The organism is Bradyrhizobium sp. Ken64, assembly GCF_055807555.1.
In genome coordinates, this window is sequence record NZ_JBVVPA010000009.1 from 82,264 (window position 1) to 100,679 (window position 18,416).

At 59.2% G+C, this 18,416-nt stretch carries 15 protein-coding genes; 5 read left to right on the forward strand and 10 right to left on the reverse strand.

Annotated elements, in window-relative coordinates; genetic code table 11:
- Window positions 1-6 precede the first annotated feature (6 nt).
- The 3 genes from AC0L2F_RS17170 to AC0L2F_RS17180 form a co-directional block, all read right to left on the reverse strand.
- A complete protein-coding gene (locus tag AC0L2F_RS17170) occupies window positions 7-2,157 on the reverse strand; it encodes a CHASE2 domain-containing protein (RefSeq protein WP_473249160.1) in 2,151 nt (716 codons plus the stop codon).
- A gap of 18 nt (window positions 2,158-2,175) precedes the next feature.
- Window positions 2,176-2,847 (reverse strand): hypothetical protein, encoded by a 672-nt coding sequence (locus AC0L2F_RS17175; RefSeq protein WP_473249162.1) that lies wholly within the window; start codon window positions 2,845-2,847, stop codon window positions 2,176-2,178.
- Between the two features lie 187 nt (window positions 2,848-3,034).
- Window positions 3,035-3,256, reverse strand: a complete 222-nt coding sequence (locus AC0L2F_RS17180) for a hypothetical protein (RefSeq protein ID WP_473249163.1) — start codon at window positions 3,254-3,256, stop codon at window positions 3,035-3,037.
- Window positions 3,257-3,406: 150 nt separating this feature from the next.
- Here AC0L2F_RS17180 and AC0L2F_RS17185 point away from each other — a divergent pair, with 150 nt between their 5' ends.
- Window positions 3,407-3,676: a PilZ domain-containing protein gene (locus AC0L2F_RS17185; RefSeq protein WP_473249279.1), complete on the forward strand. Its 270-nt coding sequence runs from the start codon at window positions 3,407-3,409 to the stop codon at window positions 3,674-3,676.
- A 1,381-nt stretch (window positions 3,677-5,057) separates the two neighbouring features.
- Here the strand turns inward: AC0L2F_RS17185 and AC0L2F_RS17190 are convergent.
- Window positions 5,058-5,387 (reverse strand): hypothetical protein, encoded by a 330-nt coding sequence (locus AC0L2F_RS17190; protein ID WP_473249164.1) that lies wholly within the window; start codon window positions 5,385-5,387, stop codon window positions 5,058-5,060.
- Window positions 5,388-5,973: 586 nt separating this feature from the next.
- Here AC0L2F_RS17190 and AC0L2F_RS17195 point away from each other — a divergent pair.
- Together AC0L2F_RS17195 and AC0L2F_RS17200 are read left to right on the forward strand one after the other, a co-directional pair.
- Window positions 5,974-6,411 (forward strand): hypothetical protein, encoded by a 438-nt coding sequence (locus tag AC0L2F_RS17195; RefSeq protein WP_473249165.1) that lies wholly within the window; start codon window positions 5,974-5,976, stop codon window positions 6,409-6,411.
- Between the two features lie 2,394 nt (window positions 6,412-8,805).
- Window positions 8,806-9,003 carry a hypothetical protein gene (locus AC0L2F_RS17200; protein ID WP_156526836.1) on the forward strand — a complete coding sequence of 66 codons (198 nt, stop codon included), beginning with the start codon at window positions 8,806-8,808 and terminating at the stop codon, window positions 9,001-9,003.
- A gap of 37 nt (window positions 9,004-9,040) precedes the next feature.
- On the opposite strand, the gene AC0L2F_RS17205 is transcribed toward AC0L2F_RS17200, so the two are convergent.
- Both AC0L2F_RS17205 and galE read right to left on the reverse strand, forming a co-directional pair.
- Window positions 9,041-9,253 (reverse strand): hypothetical protein, encoded by a 213-nt coding sequence (locus tag AC0L2F_RS17205; protein WP_084462212.1) that lies wholly within the window; start codon window positions 9,251-9,253, stop codon window positions 9,041-9,043.
- A gap of 1,834 nt (window positions 9,254-11,087) precedes the next feature.
- Entirely contained in the window at window positions 11,088-12,083 is a 996-nt protein-coding gene (gene galE / locus AC0L2F_RS17210; protein ID WP_063993704.1) for a UDP-glucose 4-epimerase GalE, read from the reverse strand.
- Window positions 12,084-12,668: 585 nt separating this feature from the next.
- Between galE and AC0L2F_RS17215 the strand changes: the two genes are divergently transcribed.
- Window positions 12,669-12,953 (forward strand): hypothetical protein, encoded by a 285-nt coding sequence (locus tag AC0L2F_RS17215; protein WP_473249166.1) that lies wholly within the window; start codon window positions 12,669-12,671, stop codon window positions 12,951-12,953.
- A gap of 554 nt (window positions 12,954-13,507) precedes the next feature.
- On the opposite strand, the gene AC0L2F_RS17220 is transcribed toward AC0L2F_RS17215, so the two are convergent.
- Complete coding sequence (locus AC0L2F_RS17220; protein WP_473249167.1) at window positions 13,508-13,786, reverse strand: VanZ family protein; 279 nt, start codon at window positions 13,784-13,786, stop codon at window positions 13,508-13,510.
- Window positions 13,787-14,393: 607 nt separating this feature from the next.
- Window positions 14,394-14,609, reverse strand: a complete 216-nt coding sequence (locus AC0L2F_RS17225; protein WP_156526834.1) for a hypothetical protein — start codon at window positions 14,607-14,609, stop codon at window positions 14,394-14,396.
- A gap of 685 nt (window positions 14,610-15,294) precedes the next feature.
- Between AC0L2F_RS17225 and AC0L2F_RS17230 the strand changes: the two genes are divergently transcribed.
- Window positions 15,295-15,693 (forward strand): hypothetical protein, encoded by a 399-nt coding sequence (locus AC0L2F_RS17230; protein ID WP_027516158.1) that lies wholly within the window; start codon window positions 15,295-15,297, stop codon window positions 15,691-15,693.
- A 64-nt stretch (window positions 15,694-15,757) separates the two neighbouring features.
- On the opposite strand, the gene AC0L2F_RS17235 is transcribed toward AC0L2F_RS17230, so the two are convergent.
- Together AC0L2F_RS17235 and AC0L2F_RS17240 are read right to left on the reverse strand one after the other, a co-directional pair.
- Complete coding sequence (locus AC0L2F_RS17235; protein ID WP_156526833.1) at window positions 15,758-16,024, reverse strand: hypothetical protein; 267 nt, start codon at window positions 16,022-16,024, stop codon at window positions 15,758-15,760.
- A 245-nt stretch (window positions 16,025-16,269) separates the two neighbouring features.
- Window positions 16,270-17,493 (reverse strand): polysaccharide biosynthesis/export family protein, encoded by a 1,224-nt coding sequence (locus tag AC0L2F_RS17240; RefSeq protein ID WP_473249168.1) that lies wholly within the window; start codon window positions 17,491-17,493, stop codon window positions 16,270-16,272.
- Between the last annotated feature and the right edge of the window lie 923 nt (window positions 17,494-18,416).

Sequence of the window (18,416 nt, forward strand, 5' to 3'; positions counted from 1 at the left end):
GCTGCGCTACTTTCCTTTTAGGATGTTCACCGGCGTCCAATCCGACGCCGGTGGATTTCTAGCGAGCGCAGTCGCGCGCTTGCCAAAAAGCGCTGACGCCGAATCCATTTCCGCCGTTCGCCCGAACGCATCAGCCGCCTTCGCAAACTCCCTTGCCCGCCAGCACGCCAGCCCTTCCGCATACGCGGCGGCAATTTTCGTCTGCCCGGCACTCTCCGTGCCCTTCTCCGCGAGGGGCTCGAACACCTTGATCGCCTCGCCGCGTCCTATCACTTTGATGGAGTCGAGCTCGCGCCAGGTGAAAGTATTGCCTGTCTGCGCGACAGTCGTTTCTGAGGCCATGATTGCGGTGCCATAATATTTGTTGGCGCCTTCGAGCCGCGACGCGACGTTCACGGTGTCGCTCATCACGGTGTAATTGAAGCGGCGGCGGGAGCCGATATTGCCGACCACGGCCTCGCCGCTGTTGAGCCCGATGCGGTGCGACAGGCCGTGGCCGGCGAAGGCGGCGCTGCCGGCGTTGAGCTCCGCCAGCTTTGTGTGACATTTCAGTGCGGCTTGGACGGCGTGGCGCGCATGCGCGGGATCGTCGGCGGGCGCACCGAACATGGCGACGATGGAATCGCCGATATATTTGTCGACATAGCCGCCATGGCTCTCGATGATGTCGGTCATGGCCGACAGATATTCGTTCATCAGCGTCACCAGCTCGCCCGGCGTCATCGTCTCGGCGATGGAGGAGAAGCCACTCAGGTCGGAGAAGAACATGGTGACGTTGCGCATTTCGCCGCCGAGCGCCGGCATCTTGCCGGAGGCAACCATGGTGTCGATCACTTCGGGGGCGAGATAAAACGCAAAGCTCTTGCGCAGGAATCGCTCGTCACGATCGGCCAGCACGAAACGGTAGCCGATCATCATCGCGAGTGCGGCGAGGCTCGCGAGCGCGGGCTCCGTCAGCGGCAGCGCCAAGGCATAGACGAATGCACCGACGGCCACAGCGGCGTATGCCGCGATGAGGCCGAGCCATGCGATCAGTGCGCCACCCGGTGCGAGCACGCAGGCCGCGCAGGCCACGATCGCCGCCAACACGATGGTGAGAATGCTCCGCAGTGGAAAGCCGAGCTCGGTCACCGCATCGCGTTCGATCAGATTTCGCACGGCGTTGGCATGCACGAAGACGCCCGCGATGTCGCTGCGGGCCTTTTGTGCGGTGCTTGCCGGGGCGGGCTGGGCGCATCGTGGCCCCGGCGTTCCGTCATATCCGCCAGACAGTCGCATCGAGGTGAGCTTGCGATCATCGAAATTCAGGGCGGTGCCGAGCAGCACGACTTTGCCGCCGAAGGCGCGGCGGAAGAAATCGCGGTCGCCTTTTTCGACGCAGGCGCGCAGATCGGCGAAGGAGAATGTCGGGATGTCGCGGCCGAGTCCTCGAAAATTGAGCGCCAGTGTATTCGGCGCCGCGCTCGGAATTGCATAACCGGACAATTCGGTCGCTCCGGACGGTGCAGTCTCGGGTTTTCCAGCGAGCGCGCGCGCGGCGAGCTCGACCGCCATCGCGGGGACCGGCTTGCCGTCGATCGAGAAGCTCAGCGGCATCCGCCGGATCACGTCGTCGGCGTCGGTATGGACGTTGAGGGCGCGGATATTGCTTCTCACCGCCAGTTGCTGCGCGCGGTCGGGCCTTTCCTGATGGTCGTTGCTCAGAATCTCGCCGAGCACCAGCTTGCCGCTGTCGGAAAGCTTCCGCAGGGCGATGAGATAGTCTCGGTCGAATCCCTTCAGTCGCGCGCCAAGCGGCGCATCGCCAAAGGGAATCTCCGACTGCTCGATAGAGCTCGGAAAGATGACGTCGAAGCCGATCACCTTGGCGCCGCCGTCGGTAATGCTGCCGAGCACCCGGCCGATCTCGCGCGTCCAGGTCAGCGTTGGCGACCCCTTGAAGGGAGGCGTGTCGTAGGTCTCCCCGTCGATTGCCACGACCACCACAGGCGACGTGGCGGGATCGCGGCGGTCGACCACGAGCTTGCCGCGTAGTGCCGTGAGGATGTCGAGCGAGAGGCCCTGCAACGTCTGGAACGGCGGAGACGTGACGACGGCGCCTGCAAGAAGCGCAATCAGGATCGCTGGAACGATGTCCCGTCTGCCGATCCGCCGCATCGCCCCGCCGCTAGCTGCCTATTCGAGCCGCAGCAGGCGCCCGACGATCGGTGTCGGCGACGACGTGGCGCTGGGATCGACCTGGAAGGCGTAACGCTTGGTGCCGAGGATGGCGAGATAGCTGCCGCCCGGCGTCAGCGACTTCCCGGCCTTGGCGAAGTCATAGAACTTGCCTCCGACCATCGTCTCGCTCTTGAGCGGCACGCTGATCGTGGGCTCCTTGCCATCGGTGCGTTCGATCACCAGGGTGCTGCCGCTCTTGGCCTGCACCAACGGCGCGACGCCGTAGAGCGTCGGCAGCCTGGCCGGAGCGTTGCCCTTGGCGTCCGACCGCATGGTGCGGAAGGTCGTCGCGGCACTCTGGTTCGCCTCGCGCTCCGACAGTTTTGCCGCGTTGGTATCGCAGGGCACCTTTTCCCGCTTGACCTCGCCGAGTTGCACGGTGCTCTGCTCGGTGCCGACCATGACGACGCCTTCGCTGATGGTCTCGCGCTGGCACGATTTGAGATAGCTGAGCGTAATGGTTGCCTTGGGCCCCAGCTTGATGATCTTGCCCGGCGCCACATAATCCATGAACGCGACACCGGCGACCTTGCCTTGCACGTCCTCGACGATGGCGGCCGGGGTCTCCGCCAAAGCGGGGGCAGCAAGACAGCACGCGCCGACAACAGCGCCGATCAGGCTTTTCATGGGAATTCTCATCCAATTCGACCGATACCTGCCCGGTCCCCATCCAGGCCCGATGCTTAGCAGCGAAACGCCCAGGCAAGTGTGACCGGAATCACTCTCAGATATTGGTGCACTCTATCAGGAAGAGGTTCAAACCGGCGACCGGAGAAAACAGTGCGCCGGCAAGCTGTTGGCCGGATGGATAATTTCATTCGGCTGGGACGGCCTCGACACGGTGGCCCTCAGCTGCACTCTCTATATCCACAATGGGCGCGAGCGTGGCCTCGGTCTTCTGATATGGCGTCGCCTGCTGACCGGCTGCGATCTCGAGCACTTCCTCCCGGCGCGACAGGAAGGCCTCGACACAGGCCGGGTCGAACTGCCGGCCTTGGTTTTCGACCAGATAGTCTCGCGCCACGTTCAGCGGCATCGACTGTTTATACGGCCGTCGCGTCATCAAGCCGTCGACGACCGATGCAGCTCGTGGTTACCGCCCTCTTGAGTGACGGCCAGAATTGGAGCAGGACTTTCCGCAATAAGTTTCAACAATTTCTCATTTATGCGTCGTAATCTCGCGGTCATGGAAAAGCGCAAAGTACGCCGACGGCGCGTCTTCAAAGCCGCAATGATCCAATTTCCCGGAGGCGCCTTCAGTTGCGTGGTGCGTGACCTCTCGGACGTCGGAGCCCTCTTGGAGGTACCAGGTCAAATTGGTATTCCGCACGAGTTCAGTTTGAGCATTCCGACGGCGGAATTGCAGCGGCCGTGTCGAGCCGTGTGGCGTTCGGCCAAGGGCATCGGGATCGCTTTTGTGTCCGAGGAGACAGTTTTGTCGTCGCCGCAAATCTGACTTTCTCGCACGGCTGAAGCATTTCAGGTACAATACTCACTAGGGGTCGGTTGTGGCATCTGTGCTTCTGGTTGAGGATTAATCGCTTATCCGCATGATGATTGCGGACATGCTGGCGGAGCTCGGTCATAGCGTCGCTGGTGAAGCTAAAGATTGCAAAGCGGGCTCTTGTTTACATCTGCATCGGGCATCGATGCAGTTCTGAACCGATCCCAGAATTGCTGAAAGGGACGGGCATTCCGTTTGCGTTTGCTAGCGGATACGGTGCCGACGGGTGCTCAAGGGGTTTAAGAACCCCGTCTTTGAAAAACCATTCCCTCTTGAAGAGCTTTAACGCGGTTGAGCGTCTCTGCTGCGCTAGCAAAGCCCAGCCGTTTGTTGCAGGACGCGGGCCAGCTCTTCCTCCGAGAAACGGCTTTCGGCATGGGAGGGACGACTGGTCGGGGCTCCCCAAGGTCCCCGTGCCCGGCTGGAGGCGTCGGCACGAGGAAGCCGTTGACGCAGGCAGCCCGTCTCCCTGTGTCAGACGCCGAACGAACGCGTTATCTGCTTTGCCATGACGAGAACCGCATCAGTATACTTCCCGTTTGATACTTGATGATCGCATAACGCCAAAAAAAGCAGCGCGAAAGTAGCAATCATGCATGCTTTGAGCATAACGGTCTCTCCCACGAAGAGACTGCCAACCGAGCAGGTCTAGACGATAACTAGCGGAAACGAAGTCGCTGCCGCGACGAGTTGCTGGCTCTCGACATTGGCAATGACCTATTAAGGTCCCGTAAAATCAGAACATCGGGGCTGCCGTCGCGACTCATCTTTATTTGTTCTATTAAGAAAAATCCCAGGTTTTTCATGCGCACACTCGAATATGTCCGCTCGGAAATCGAGCGCATGCGCTCGCAGGTAAGCCGCCAGCGCAAGGAAATCCTCCCGCCGAACGGGCGGGGTTATCTGCTGCTTCGGCTGAGACGCGGCTTCAGCTGATGCTGAGTAAGGTTGACGACCTCTGATTGCCGAATCCCTCAAAGGGGCGGGACTGCAGATCTCTGCAGTCGACCCGGCGAGTGCGCCTCACTAGCTTGCCGCGGCTCACGTTGCGCCACTCGAATAGAAGCTGGCGCTTAGCGGACTTGAAGCCCTTCTGTCACCGGCCAAAACTGGCCTGCTTGCAGATCACTTTTGGACGATTTCAGTTTGCTTTCTGACTATCCCAAGGGCGAGAGCGCGATGCTCGATGTGCCACCGGCGCACTAGGTTGCCATTTGCACAAAGCTTAGCGATTCGCGAAAGAAGGTCATGAAGGCGGGCGAGAATAGTGGCAGCAAAAGCGAACAAAAAATACTCCGCCGAAGCGGGGTTGTTGATGCGATGCTGGTCAATGCTAACCTTTAGCCATGCATTCTTTGACATACGCCCGCTTCTTCGACAGATGGAGCCCCTGCGCAGAAGCCTCCTTCTTGCAAACCTTCTGCCTCGTGAGCCACTCGGGGCTCTGCGTCGCACTCCCTGCAAGCGCAGGCGTGGCGATTGCTGCTGCCAGCGCAGCGGCTGTGATAACGGCAATGTATTTCATAAAATCTCCATAATGTGATGCACCGAGGACCATGTTAGGTTCCCTGATCACGAAGGCAATGTAGAGGGCGCTCAAAATAGCATCAAACTCGCTCGCGTTTTGAATAATGAAGAGGCAGCCCGACGAAGAACCGTGCAAGCGCGCGCGCTACCTCCCGTCTTCTGATTTCGGCGAAGTTCGTTTTCATGCCGACTTCTGGTCGTCCACACAGCCGAAAGTTGGCGAGCTGTCGTCCACCGTCAAGAGGCACGACGCGTCGCCCCAACTTCCGCTTGTGGCCCTGTCCGCTCTCGATGATCAATCGCAGACTATAGGGCGCTCGTGACCTACGTTCGTCGTTAATCAACCCCGCTGAAGGGCACGCGCCCACACGGCGGTGGAAGGTCACGCCACCCGATCAAAGTCCCAAGTTCGGGGATGCCGTACCTTGCAGTACCCACGTCCGGGTGGTTCAAACAATGCAGCGGAGCGCGCGCTGCGCGGTTTTCCGGAAATTCCTTCAAGCGCCGGGGCTGATGTCGATTGCCGCCGTGCGCCGGGTCGAGGCCGCCAATGACGGCATAGAATTGTTCTGAGTTTGTCGCCTGCGTTGCGCATGCGGCACCGGCAATTGAGGAATCAGCTTTGCAGACCGTTAACCGTGCCGCAATACGCGGCGTATGGGTCATTGCCACGCCCTGGAGTTGATTGCAAATACGTCTGAATACTATGACGGATGTTTTTCATGCTGAGCGACGGCAAATATGCGGCCTGGTTCAGGACTCCGCGTGGCCAGGGCACGGGCCTTGTGGACCTGGTCGACGGGCGGATCTCCGGCCGTGACAGCTTCTTCACCTATGGCGGCTCCTATCAAGTCCATGAGCAGGGTTTCACGGCCGTCCTGACCGTTAAACGTCATACCGAGGGCAACCCGAGCGTATTTGGTCCCGATGAGGTCGAGGTCAACCTGACGGGCAAATGCAGCGGCGCGATGGCTACTTGCTCGGGCACAGCGCGAGAGGTGCCAGACGTTCGGTTCGAGTGCACGCTGATCTATAGTCAGGAAGGAGCACTGCCAGCCGATGCCAAGAGCGCGGTCGTCAAGCTCAATCCCGATAAATTGCCCAAGGGGCTCGACAGCCGGTCGCGGTCGCGGGCGCGGGCGCCATTCGCGCCCGGGTGATTGGGGGGCGTCTCCCGGGTGCGAGTCGGTAGGTAAAGCAAAGCCGCTCGGACAGGCGCCCTCGAGTAGCGCCGTAGCGGGCGGGCGGCTTTGCAGTGGTCACAGGCAGTCCTCCGGCAGGATCAGGTTGCGACACGGCAACGCAACCGACAAAGCTGCGACCTTTAATCTGGCCTGGCTTCAGGATCGCTAGGTCAGAATGGCAGCCAAAGACGGCATCCCTGGACGTTCTGCTCTGCCGGAGAATCGACCGCTCGACAAGCTGGCCTGCCTCCGGTCTGATGATGTTTCCAGAAATCGACAGCCGCACCCAATTACTCCGGCAGCTGAGCAAAGAACTCCCCGCTCGTCCTGCTCGCTCGCCCCCGCTGCTTTCGAAAGCGCTGCAAGCGAGCGTAGACCGCCTGACGCGTGCGGCCCAGCTCTTCTCCGATCTCGTCAGCTGTGGCGCCCTCGCCGAACAGCGCGAGCAGTCTCCCCTCTTCGTTCGGCAACCACGGACGCGTTAAGGAGCGATTATTGGTCATCCGCAAAGCCCTGCAACGTTCTAAATGCGCGGCGGCGCCGGTCGGCGCGACGGGTCCGGAGATCGGGAGGGCCGCTCCGTGCGTGGCGGCGCTGGCAAGCGGCCTGGCTCAGGCGCGCGGTTTCCGCGCGTCATCCATGCTGCTAGACGCGCGTAACTTCGCCTGAGAGCAGGCACCAACCAGGTCGATACATCATCGCGATCCATGCCGTCCAAGAATGCCTTGAATCCCTTTAAGAAACATTCATGGCTGATCATCAATGGCACGAAGCCTCCCGATGATCGAAACTGGACCGTGAGACGATACTGCAGGACATTGCACACCGGCAAAGCTCACCCCGGGTTTTCAATCGGCATCACCGCCAAATTCCAGACTCCCGCGCGATCTCCATTGGGTTCCACCGGAAGATGCCCGCCACGCCAGAATCGCGCTCGCTCTTCTGCGAAGCCGTTGAGCGGGTGGCGCATCCGGTGACGAGGCGACTGGGCAGCGACTCCCCTGTAGATGGCGGCAACTGCGTCAGCCCGCTCCGACAAAAGATCGGCAGGCCGTACGCTGGCGACGAAATTTCATGCTCGCGGCGGCGCCGCCGAGACCCCCCAACCAATAGGCGGCCAACCGCTGGCAAAGGATGAGCCTGTCTTCGAGCTGCAGGGTGCGAGCGTCCATGATTATCCTTCCAGCAGATAGTCCGCGAGCTCATAGAGAAAGATCAGCCAACCCAAGGTGCTGAGCGTTATGGCTGCGATGTACGTGATCTGGCGCGCTTTGTCGGACATTGCATCTTTCGATCAGCCCTCCAGCTGTAAGCCTTGATGGGCGGCCCGGCTGCTCAGAAAGCCTTCGCGTTACAATCGCCTTCGCATGAATTTTGCCCGCCGGCGTGCCGACACGGCAGCGCGCACGCCGTAGCCGCACAGGCTACCGGCAACAAATGCGCCGAGCGCGATCGCAACTACCAAATTCAGATCGACCACAATCCGTCCTATGCCAGGTTTTCCCTAACGTCTTGCTGGCTGGAAGCGTTCCTCCATGCTCCTCAGTATCCTCTTGGGCCCTGCGCCCGGGTGCGTATTGGCCGCCCCAAAAGTGCGCGGACGGCGCCGGCCTCACTGTAGCTAGCGCGCATGCATTTGGCCGCAGAGCTTGACTTCCCGAGGCTGGCGCCCCGTAATCAGGTCGGAGTCGATTATGGACAGCCGTATTTTGCTTTCTGCATTTGTTGGCGTTTTATGCTTCGTTTTGATCCTGGCTTCGATCACGACCTACAGGCACATTTCGCATAGGTTGGAGCCGGTCATTTCAAGGCCAAGTTGACGCTCCGACAAACAAAAAGACCGCTCAAAGGCCTCTCTGCTGCTGACTGGGCTGACATCAGGCTGCGCCGACAGCTGATGCTCAGCTATGTCGGCGACAAGCAGCCGTTGAACCAACTCCGCAGAAAGCCAGCATCATCATGCCCAATTGGCAGGTGCGGGGATCGCGCTATGGTAGTGACCGCGACGTTGTCGAAGTGGTACTGAGAAGGCGAATTAGAAGCGGCAGATGCGGGCAACGCAGCAGTTATAAGCGGCTGCGGGACGCCGCTGCCTGCCTGTAGGGCACCTCGGCGCCACGCGTTGCTCCTGTGTTTCCAGGGATTTCGCCGAGGTTACGAAATGCTTCGTGCAAAACTGGAGAACAGGTCCGCGCTTCTCGCTAGTGGACGCGACTTCCTTTGTCACCGGCTTTGCATACGCCGCACCTCACCGGCGGGACGCCTCTTCGCGATCGTGCCTGCGATCGACACACGTAATTCGCACATTCAATCATCAATCTCAAAAGAGACTTCATGATGGTTTGCCGCCTGCGGCTGGCGGAGGAGCACATGACTTACCTCAAACCACCGCGGGACGATGGCTGCTCGGCAGCTGACACACTCGCCGACTTCTATTTCGTCTCGCACAAGGGCGTGCTACAAGGCTCCGCTATCGGCGGCGGCGCCGAAGCGCTCGGCTCCCGTGCTCCGGACCAGGTGCGGACCTCCAGGCACGGGGGCCGGATTGGCGCTGAATTGCCATCGTAATTGGCGCAATGGCGCCCGCTTGTAGTGGCGACCGTGGCTACACGTCTCGGCAAGCAATACCGAAATTGTCACAAACGAGAGCGAACGACTCCTTTGCCTTCGCATCCTCGAAGCAAAAACGGGTTCCGACCTCCGCGCGATCGATCCACCAATCAAGATTCTTGCCTTTGGCGATGCGGGAAGCTTCGCCGCGCAGGAGGTCCAGTTGTCTTCCGGCAGCATGAACGACAAGGCAATTTTCTTTGGGCACTACTATCCTCCCATGGCGATCAGAAAGTCGCGATAAATCCAGGCAAATTGGATAAATAAATTGCGGTGGCGGCCATCTTGACTCTGGCGCAAAGCACTGTGAACACGAACGCTGCAGCAGGTGACTGCTGCGGCCGGCGCGTCAAAATCCGGGTGGAAAGCTCGAAGCCCCCGGTGAACCTCGTACCGGAGATTTCCGGGCTCTGATATGATCCAGTTCACAAACGGCAGCGTGCTCAACATGCGTCGAAGTGCGGGTGTATCAAGCTCCTCGGCGGCTTGACGGCCTTGAAAGGCGATCGCGCTGTGACGCGTCCTCTCGGCATGCAGAGCTGGACGAGGCCGCTGCGTAATACGGTATTTTGTCCCGGTACCAGAGTCGCGCTGCCGATCCATCCGTTGAGCAAACGAGAGAATGTATTTTGGGCGCATCCGAGAGCTTTGAGGCCGCTGTCCAGCCGGCTCTCCGAACCGTCGCGAAACTCTACGCTGCAAGTTGAGGATCGGCAAAGCTCTCATCCGCCTCGGCATCCGGGCCCAGGCCGTCCAGGCTCGCGATCAACTTGTGTCATGACAGCGAATATTGCACCGCATCGTCAGAAGTGGTGATTGACGGCCAAGCTCAAGGAGCGCCCACGTGAACGCCGCGAGCAAGCTCATGCTGACTTTGCGGGGGTAGGAGCCGTTGGTTGCTCACGGAGCCCTTTCGCGTGCGCGCCGAGGCGCGCGACCGTCGTGACGATGGCGGCAATCAGTGCGGTCCAGATGCACACGTCGAACGCGATCAAAAGTAGTTTGCGCATCTTGCTGCTCTCGCCGATGAACGGACCGACGCGGCCGAATATGTTGGCGCGCCGGCTCCGCCATGAGGGCCCCATCGGGGCAAAGCACGGTTTGAGCACGCTAGTTTGTGAGCGTCGACAACCGGACTCTCGGATCAAGCTTGATATCGCGCGGGCAGGTTGATTCTGGAAAGCCGGCCCGCGAAAACTCGGCCCGGCTAGACCACGAGGTCGCAAGCAGCATCAAGATGTTGTTCTACCCGTCGAGCCAAGCATCGATGCGAGGCTTAACAACTAGGAACCTAAACAAAAACGCCGTAGCAAGGACGAAGAATACTGCGGTAGTCGTGTGCATTGCGCTTGCTCCTGCAGGCCCCGTTACTTTTAATAACCCGACGCCTCACGTGTCGGTTGTTGCGGTTCTGGGCCTGTAGTTAAGGCCGCTGCCGTTTGGCTGCTGACCTGACGTTAGGGGCCCAAAACCGAGATCGCAGATAAGCTTTCTGACTCCCGAGTTAGATCCGGAACGGGCCGGGCAGGCGCGTGCTTGGGCAAGTGGTTTCCTCCGCTAACGCGGAAGGGCCTGCCCAGGGCGAGGCGCTGTTTCAGGTCGAGGCAGACATCCAAGAAATGTCCTGATCAGGCATCACAGGGAAAGCTATGGCTGAGCGCGCTGATCTCGCAGCTACGTGGGCGTGTTGATCTCATGAGTCGAATCCTCCAGAAAGGGGCCACCGCTGGAATGTCCGATGTATGCCAGCCGACGTACTGGTGCTTGCGCTGCGACTGAGATGCGTGAATGGAATGCTGCATTCAACGAGGCGCGGACCGTCGAGGCGACGCTTCGATATGCGACCTTCGAAGACGCGAAGGTGGCGACATTGAGGAGCTCGGTCGTATGGAAGAAATAGCAGCACGAGATGCGATGAAATGAATCGACGGCCTTGTAGACATGCCGCCCGTGCTATCGCTTGCGGTTGAATTCGCCGGTAGCTCTCGGTTTATTGTATAAGTGCTTCCAGGTGCGAGCTTTAAGCCTGCACCTGAGCCAGGTTATCCGGTTGATTTAAGCGGATGCGCCTTCTGGTGCCAGGCCCAGGCGGTGCGGATCACGGTCGACAGATCGGAATGTCGCGGCACGAAGTCCAGCACTTTTCGGGCGGCCGAGGGGTCTGCGACGAGATAGGTGGGATCACCGGCGCGGCGCGGCTTGACGACATGCGGCACCTCGCGTCCGGTCTCCTGCCTGATGGCAGTGAGGATCTCGCGCACCGAGAAGCCTGAGCCGGTGCCGAGATTGAAGCTGCCGCCGGCATGCCCCAATTCCAGCAGCTTCAAAGCCGCGACATGGGCAGCAGCGAGATCGGCAACGTGGATGTAGTCGCGGATCGCGGTTCCGTCGGGCGTGTCGTAGTCGTCGCCGAACACGGCGAAGTCGACATGCCCCTGCAGTGCCATCATCGCACGGGGAATAAGATGCGTCTCGTTTTCACGCAATTCGCCGATGCCGCCTGCCGGATCGGCGCCGCTGGCATTGAAATAGCGCAAGCAGAATGCGCCGAAGCCGTAAGCTGCACGGTAGTCGGCGAGCATGCGCTCGATCATCCACTTCGAAGCACCGTATGGGTTGATCGGCGAACAGGGAAAGTCCTCCCGTAGCGCCTTGGAATCGGCACTACCGTAGACTGCGCCGGTCGAGGAGAATACGACGCGGCGGCAGCCGGCGTTGCGCATCGCCTGGAGCAGTGACAGCGTGCCCTGAACGTTGTTGATATAGTATTTCTGCGGGTCGCTCATGGACTCGCCGACAAGGCTCGCCGCCGCGAAATGCATCACCGCCGCGATTTTGTGATCGGCAAAGGTGCGAGCCAGTGTCGCGCCATCGAGCAGATCGCCCGTCACCAGCTCCCCTGTAACGAAGCCGCGATGACCCGTTGTGAGATTGTCATAAACAACGGGCCGATAGCCAGCAGCAAAGAGGGCACGGCAGGCATGCGAGCCAATATAGCCCGCGCCTCCTGTGACGAGAACAGTCGGTCGGTCGGTCATGTATGCTTACCCCAAAACGAGCGCAACGATCATCCAAGCCGCCGTTGCTAGCAGTAGATTCACGCAAAGCACAAGCAGCGCAAGGGAGAGCCACCCAGGTCCTTTGCGGCGCAAGCGGGCGAAGTGGTGCCTCAAGCACGATATGTCGCTCGAAAGGCTCTCGGCACAAGAGGTAGCTTTCGGCGGCATAGCAAGAGACGGAAATTCGAGCGAACTCAAGCAAATGCCTCTCGATTGAAATATGGGATTGGACCGCCTGGCAGCAAACATCCGGAGCATAGAATTATCGCGTCCGCCTGCAAGCAGGTCGGTTCAGAAACGCCTCGAGGATCCAAGACGTCAGGGTTTGTTCGGCTGTATGGAGCGTACAATGCCCATTTTGCTCCTTCTCGGGAACGAGACATTCCGGGGCCGCTCGCCCGCAGGCCCGTCAACTTCTTCCATTGGGGTCACGCGTTCATCGCCCCCGCTTGTTTAACTTCAATTGACCATTTTGCCGCGAAAAGGTCGCGCGATCGCGCCGTCGCAACATTACCTTCAAACCTGCAACCTAGGTTGAGGCCCATAACAGGAAATGGACAGGGCATGCCTCAGATCTGGATGACTTATCAGGAGCTTGGGACACTTTGCGGAGTTAGTGCTGATCAGGCCAGATTGCAGGCTCAGCACCTGCTGCTGGATCGGCGTCGGAGCCGTGATGGAAACACCCGAGTGAAGTTGAATGCTCCCTTGATCGCCCGGTTCCTCGAGACAATGCGCGAAGCCGAGCCTGATCTCGACGACGCGATCGCTGCATTGCGCGATACTCACCAGCAAATGTCAGGAGGTTTCAGGCCGAGAAAGGTGAGTCTCGGCCTAGGAGCCGCCTAGCACGCCGCTCGCTCCTGACATCTTCGATCCGGTATAATCCTTCAACCGGAATTCTGCGCGACTGACAGTGTTCCACAGCGGATCGGGGGCAATGGGTACGGTCGGAGGATGCCATGAAGGAGCCCTGGCATCTTGCCGGTGCGACGTTGTTGCGCTCCGTCTGGTCGCGAGACAATCGCTGGTTGCGAACGGTCAATTGCAGGCCGAGCTCAAGGATGGCAACAACGTGCCGATGAACACGAGTACCGGTAGGCAGGCGGAAGCCGGGTTCGACAGCGGCACGAAGGTTGTAACCTACACGGGCACGTGTTCCGATCTTCATGGGCCCGGCGCGGTCGACAAGAACGCCGGCACTGCCCCCGCATTCAGGTCGGCGTCGAGCCCGATCAAGGGCACGGGGACCTTCAGCGATATGCAGGCTGCGGATCTTCTGGGCGACAAGTTTGACGCGAACATCCACAGCGCGGCCATCGCCGAGCTGCGGACCGATGGCGAAGAAAGTCCCCGTTTGTTCTTGATATCGGTTGATATGGTCCGCGTGGCGGAGGCCGGCGTTAGATGGTCGGGCGGGGCAGAAAAGCAAGAATTGTCTGAGCAAAGAGGACGCCGACGATGCCGCCGGCCGCCCTCTGCAGAACCGCCATGGCTGCGAAGCTGTGATCTGGGATCAGCATTTGTGCAAGCCCGAGTCCAGTTGCGACTGCGAATACGAGACAGCAGGCAGCAGCAATCCGACCTGGCAGCAGAAAGGACAGGAGAAAGCCAAGCAGGCCGTAAACGCTGAAGCGCTCAATGACAATGACCCGATAGGACTCGGCATGGCCGACGATCACGGGCCTTCCTAACAGCCGGGGTAGCGTAGCGTAAGTGATGAGCGCAAGGCAGAGTCCGGCTGCCGTCATGAGATGATTGCGACGCATGTTGTAGCATAACCAATCCGTCGGCGGCATCGCTGCGAAAGGCATGAATATCGTTAAGGCGGTGCAACTACCAGTGCTGTGCAGCCTTTGAGGACTGCGCGGCGAAACTGTGCAAGGCTTTTTCTAAAGCTATCTGTCCCCGATTGGGTCCCGCGCGGCCAGGCCAGCAGTGCTCGTTAATCGGAGTAGGGGGTTGCAGTCGAGCGCTGCGAGGGCGAGCAGGTTGCCGAACTTCCGTGCGCCGGAGGCGACAGCGTTTGAAGTGTCCCCCGTAGCATCGTTGCCCTCCGCTTCGTTAGTCGGTGGGATTGCTCAAATGCATTTAGTGCGAAGATGGCCAGGAGCGCTTGCTGCATGAACAGTCTTTGGTGGGGCGTTGGCCCAAGCTATTGCAACGTGCGGCCCAACGAGACAGACGCCACGCGTGATCCGAGCCATTCAGGCGGCGATTAGAAAGTAACGAAGCCTCCGATTGCCGTGCAGTGGAGCTCGTTCGGAGGTGGCTGTCCACCCAGAGTACTCAGACTTTCTTGGCATTCTTTGGCTTGAACGAAACGCCGAGCCGCAGCGCCATGCGCTTGATCGCTTCAGGTGGTCGTCCGAGCTGTTTTGCTGCATCTTCCAGCGAGATCGAAGACTTCGCCAGCTCCATGAGCCGGCGATCCTCTTTGAATGACCAGGGCCTGCGTGCCATTTTCTCGATTGATCCTCTCGTACACAAGACGAAAGCCGCCAAGCGGATGCTCAACGGCTTGCTTGGTTGGGCTGGGCATTTCGAAAGCCCGGTGAAGAGAGGGATAGGAGATCTGGAAAGTTTCGCAACAAACACCGGGTGTTAAGCTAACTCTTCAACCTTACCGGACGCAGCCGCGAGCCTGCTTGCCTTGCTGCGGGGCGACTGATCGGGTTTGGCCCGGTACTTAACTTTGGTGCGAGATCTGAATTGCGCGGACTTGGCCAAGGCGCTAGTTGCAGGTAATCTGCGCCGCCATCATTTGGGTGTAGACGGTAGAGATTATGTCTGGTGTGTATTTTGGGTTCAGGTGGCTTCACGCAATAGCCAGTATTAACTTTGGTATTTGACGCAGGTTGCAACATGATTGCTCCAGGCAACGCGCCTCCCCGAAGATATTTTGTTGATGCAGTTGGTCGGCGGGTTCTGATTGGCCTGACGATCGAGGAAACACAAGAATTCGAAGGCTTGGATCGGAAACAGGGCGGGCAGGGCACGAGCGATCGGGACGGAGAGACCACGAGTGCGCTCGGGCCCGATGAACAGAGATGGATGGCGCTTTACGAGAAGCATGACAGCGCTTGGCGGAACTGGATCGTTCACGCGGTCTGTGTCTAGTCGTTAAATCTTCATTAACCACAGAAGAGCGATCTTCTTCGAACGCTGATCTCGAACGAGTATTTCATCCATGTTCCAGCTGTTTCTGAGTGCTCGCAGCCAGAATTTCCTTCGCCGTGTCGGTGTGTCCGAATTTCGGGTGCGCTCGGCTGATCGAGACGCCGAAACCGATCAGCATCGGGTCGGAGCGATCATGGCTGCTATCGAGGGTGCTCTGGAGGCGGCGGAACGTGAGCGGGCGGGCCTTGGCCGGCGGGTCGACGATGTGTTAGCCCGAGCGGCGGTTACTCTTGGTAACGGCGACGACGAGTATCTGCATCGGGAGCCGCTCGATAGCCATCATCACGACCTGTTCGACGCCGAGATCGTAAACAGTCAAAAGCGGCTAAAAGAGCTTGGGACTGCGATCGCCCACTTCAGGTTCGTCAAGGTGGCCATGCAGAGCCGGTTCCCGGATTTTCGGCCTTGAGCGCCTTGGCGGCTTCATTAGATCCCAAGCCGTCGCGCGTGTCCTGACGCGGATAAAGCTAACATCAGTGCGGTCGGGCGCGGCTTAACTGGCCTGGGCCGTTGGCGATCATTCCTCCGCCGGTAGCAAATCTCAACAGCGCGCCGGCGACATAACTGATTTGCAGCAGGACAGCAAAGGTTGCAACAGAAGCGCAGGCTTGCCAAAGCGATTGCGGCGAGATCGCGCAAATCGCGACCGCCCCAACAAGAATAACAGGCACGAGGACGAAGACTCGGTACCGCAGACCGAGGACCAGCCCCGTCGAAATACTACCTGCTATCAGCAACATCGTTCAGGGACTCCAAACCGTCCCCTAGCTCTAGTGCCGGCGCTCTAAGATTGGCTGAAGTCGATGCTTCAATTTGTCTTCAACATGAACTTGGACATCAATTTCGGGCCGGCGCGGACGGCAGTTTCGGAAGTCACAGAACCCATTGCAAACGAGCCAACTGCTCAATTGGACGGCTATACCAATGGTGTGTGTTTCCATCCCTCATCAGGTTTGGGGGCCGACCTGGTCTTGTGTCCGTCAGACTACCTCGCGGTTACGATGGAGTTTATGTTTGCTGCATTGGTTGTGGCCGCGTCCAGCGGCGCCATGATCTTGATGAATTCGGTTGACGGAGATTCTGCGACCGAAATCACGTCGTGATCACGCATTCTGAACGAATCTGCCTGGAACCAGCCGTCAGGTTTGCTCATATCGAATTTGTAAACGGCAGGTACCTCAATTGTCGGGAATCCAGCTACATTGAGGCCAACGCTTTCCATCAGTCGCCTGGGCTCAAAACGGTAGACGAAAACTGATTTTGAGTTGGCGCGGCTGCCGTCGAGACCGCCAGCCTTGGCCAAGGCTTCAGCCAGTGACATCTCCGCATTTTCGAAGGTAAAGCGACGATTGTTGGTGCCACCAATGGAACCGGGCGAAGGTGTGGACCCGAAGGCCATGAATACCCGCGGAACGCGGGTCAGGAAAACGACGTCTCCCGGGGATAGCAACACGTCTTCGGAAGGTCGCTGGACCACGCTCGAAACGTACTGCGTGTAAGTCCGGTTTCCCCGCTTGAGAGTGACGGTGACCTCATAGTCCGGAAACTTGGGGCCGCCGGCCTTGGCGATCGCCGCCAGCAAATGCAGTCCACCCGGGTCAATCGGGAAACGCGACGGGGCATTGACCTCTCCGAGCACGCTGACCTGGTTACCTCGTTGTTCGGCGACAGCCACGACGACTTGCGGCTCGATTGCGCGGTCCTTGAGGCGGTCGCGGATGATATTTGACACCGCGCGCGGATTTTGCCCTGCGACCCTGATTGACCCGGCGTAAGGGATGTTGATGCTTCCCGATTGATCAACCTGCTGTCGCGGAATGTCGACGAAATTGCCGGACCTGACGCCGGCTTCACCGGGAATGAAAAGACCTCCCGCCTGTGCCTCAAAGACGGTAACAGTCAGAATGTCGCCCACGCTAATGGGCGCTTCACGATAGTGCCCGCCCGGTACAGAAGCGAAGGAGATGCCTGTCGCATTGGTGATCGCGTTCGACGCTGTGAGGACGACCGGATTGACCGGCATCAGGACATAAGGAAGCGGTGCGGATGGGGCCGTGATGATGGCGGCATTCTCGTGAACGGCAGCGGCATCCGGTGCGTCCATCGGAATGACACCAGCGCAGCCGGTCATCATCACAAGGACAAGGGCCAGCGCCACGGCGTGATGAATGCCGATCTGAATCGATGGTCTACTTGTTTCGCTTGCCACTATCACCTCACGCCATCCGTTTACTGCGCTCAAGCGTAGCAATCATCCTATCGTCGAGTCACTCTCATCGGGTTTTATCGAAAAGAAACGCGCGACTTTGTGGCCTTCCTGCAACTTACTCGTAATCCATTGTCAGCTTTTGTGATCAGAGACTAGGCAACATGTTTGCTTTCTCGCCACAATCGATTTGTGAGCAAAATTTGCCGCACGAGAGACATCTTTGGGACATGATCGGCATCAGAGTTCGCGCGAGTTGCTGCGCGTACATCATCGAGCGACAGCACGCCTCGAACGCAACCGGGCTCGTTCGAGCTCATCTCCGGGTAGGAACCGTCAGCTCCACGCCGGAAAACTGGTGCGAGGGCAATGAACGATCGAAATGTAATATTCTGGAAGATGAACTGACGGGCATGCCAGAGATGGCGTTGATGCCGAGGTTTCGAGAGCAAGTCTGCCTCAATCATCTCCATCGATAAAGATGTCGCAAACCACGAGGACGCGCGGAACGCATCCCGGAGGTCGGCGTTTGATTTCTTGGCCGACCTCGCCGGGCAGGGTCGGTTCAAGCTGATGCTGTTAACTCAACGTTGCCCATCCCGCCAAAGGGAGGCGATAGCCGGGTGGAACCCGGGAGGTAGATAAAACTGTATTATTTGGTTTGAGCTGCGCGAAACAGCTCGCATGTCAAAAAGCCCCCAGGGAGCCCGCAAGAGGCTGACGACGGGGGCGTTAATGTCTACTGCAAATTATGGATTTTCAGCTGACTTTTCCGCGGCTCCGAGCCGTGAGGCTGTCGATGGGCTCGCGGCAATCGCTTCGGCGCTTGACCAGGGGTTCGTCGGGGCGGCCAAGTCACGCGGTCAGTTTCTTGATATCTGCGCGATCGCGCTGGGCTGGGCCGTTCTCGTTGCCGTCGTCCTTCA

Excerpts from the sequence above, each read along its gene's own strand:
- AC0L2F_RS17230 (WP_027516158.1), top strand. The coding sequence starts at position 15,295 with ATGTTCCAGCTGTTTCTGAGTGCTCGCAGCCAGAATTTCCTTCGCCGT.
- AC0L2F_RS17200 (WP_156526836.1), top strand. The coding sequence starts at position 8,806 with ATGACTTACCTCAAACCACCGCGGGACGATGGCTGCTCGGCAGCTGAC.
- galE (WP_063993704.1), bottom strand. The coding sequence starts at position 12,083 with ATGACCGACCGACCGACTGTTCTCGTCACAGGAGGCGCGGGCTATATT.
- AC0L2F_RS17185 (WP_473249279.1), top strand. The coding sequence starts at position 3,407 with ATGGAAAAGCGCAAAGTACGCCGACGGCGCGTCTTCAAAGCCGCAATG.
- AC0L2F_RS17235 (WP_156526833.1), bottom strand. The coding sequence starts at position 16,024 with ATGTTGCTGATAGCAGGTAGTATTTCGACGGGGCTGGTCCTCGGTCTG.
- AC0L2F_RS17195 (WP_473249165.1), top strand. The coding sequence starts at position 5,974 with ATGCTGAGCGACGGCAAATATGCGGCCTGGTTCAGGACTCCGCGTGGC.
- AC0L2F_RS17175 (WP_473249162.1), bottom strand. The coding sequence starts at position 2,847 with ATGAAAAGCCTGATCGGCGCTGTTGTCGGCGCGTGCTGTCTTGCTGCC.
- AC0L2F_RS17180 (WP_473249163.1), bottom strand. The coding sequence starts at position 3,256 with ATGCCGCTGAACGTGGCGCGAGACTATCTGGTCGAAAACCAAGGCCGG.
- AC0L2F_RS17215 (WP_473249166.1), top strand. The coding sequence starts at position 12,669 with ATGCCTCAGATCTGGATGACTTATCAGGAGCTTGGGACACTTTGCGGA.
- AC0L2F_RS17170 (WP_473249160.1), bottom strand. The coding sequence starts at position 2,157 with ATGCGGCGGATCGGCAGACGGGACATCGTTCCAGCGATCCTGATTGCG.